Below are 1383 nucleotides of genomic sequence, written 5' to 3'. Positions count from 1 at the left end.
TTTTAAGATGTTAGTGTTTTTTATTTATAAGCTAAAATTTATTGGAAGAGTAGCAATATAAAATTATATGCGTGAGCATATAATTTTATATTTAAAACTAAGGAAGTTAGAATTAGAAACACTTAAAGTGATTATGTAATGACATTTAAGTATTTTGTATTTTAGGAGGATTTAATTTAATGGATAAAAAATTTCAACCGTTATTTGAAAAATTAAAATTACCAAATCAAGTTGTTTTAGACAATCGATTTGTACTAGCACCTTTAACACATGTTTCATCTAATGACGATGGCACAATTTCTAATGAAGAGGTTGTGTATATGGAACAGCGTTCAAAAGATGTTGGTCTAGCAATTTCAGCTGCAAGCAATGTAACAGATTTAGGTAAAGCTTTTCCTGGACAACCTTCAGTAGCGCATGATTCTAATTTAGAAGGTCTAAAGCGTTTGGCAAAAGCTATGAAAAAAAATGGTGCAAAAGCGGTTGTTCAAATACATCATGGTGGCGCGCAATCTTTACCTAATTTAACACCTAATGGGGATGTTGCGGCGCCAAGCCCGATATCATTAAAGAGTTTTGGTGAACAAGAAGCACATGATGCACGTGAAATTACAAAAGAGGAAATTGAATCAACAATAAAAGCTTTCGGTGAAGCAACTAGAAGAGTCATTGAAGCTGGATTCGATGGTGTTGAAATTCACGGTGCAAACCATTACTTAATCCATCAATTTGTATCTCCATATTATAATCGTCGTAATGATGAGTGGGGACAAGACCGTTATAAATTTGCTACAAGCGTGGTAGATGAAGTGACAGATACTGTTAAGCAATACGGAAGTAAAGATTTTATCGTTGGCTATAGATTTTCTCCTGAAGAAGCTGAATCTCCAGGTATAAGCATGGAAATTACTAAAGAGTTGATTGAATTATTAGTAGAAAAACCTTTAGATTATTTACATGTATCGTTAATGGATATTCACTCACAAACGCGTGAAGGTCAATACAAAGGCAAAGAGCGTATTAAACTTATTTTAGAGTGGATGAATGGACGTATGCCACTCATAGGTATAGGATCTATTTTCACAGCTGAACAAGCTATTGAAGCAATTGAGTCAACTGGTGTAGAACTAGTCGCACTAGGACGTGAAATCTTGTTAGATCATAATTTTGTAAGTAAAATTAAAGATGGCAAAGAAGATGAAATTCTATCTCAATTTGATCCGCAAAGAGCAGATAAACATCACTTGCCACCAAAATTATGGGAACAATTTAATAAAGGTTTTTATCCATTGCCTAGAACTGATAATAAATAAAAGTTTTGAATGCGTAAATACTAACTTTATTAACCCTATCTAACTGCCAAAGTGAGCACAAGTTATAAAT

General features: G+C 33.2%; 1 protein-coding gene. It reads left to right on the top strand.

Translation table 11 applies throughout. The features are described 5' to 3' along the window. The first annotated feature begins 179 nt into the window (after nucleotides 1-179). Nucleotides 180-1313, top strand: a complete 1134-nt coding sequence (locus CD150_RS11810; RefSeq protein WP_073342673.1) for an NADH-dependent flavin oxidoreductase — start codon at nucleotides 180-182, stop codon at nucleotides 1311-1313. Nucleotides 1314-1383: the final 70 nt, after the last annotated feature.

The organism is Staphylococcus ureilyticus (assembly GCF_002902235.1).
GTDB lineage: Bacteria > Bacillota > Bacilli > Staphylococcales > Staphylococcaceae > Staphylococcus > Staphylococcus ureilyticus.
This window is presented reverse-complemented; position numbering and strand designations above follow the sequence as displayed.

Excerpts from the sequence above, each read along its gene's own strand:
- CD150_RS11810 (WP_073342673.1), top strand. The coding sequence starts at position 180 with ATGGATAAAAAATTTCAACCGTTATTTGAAAAATTAAAATTACCAAAT.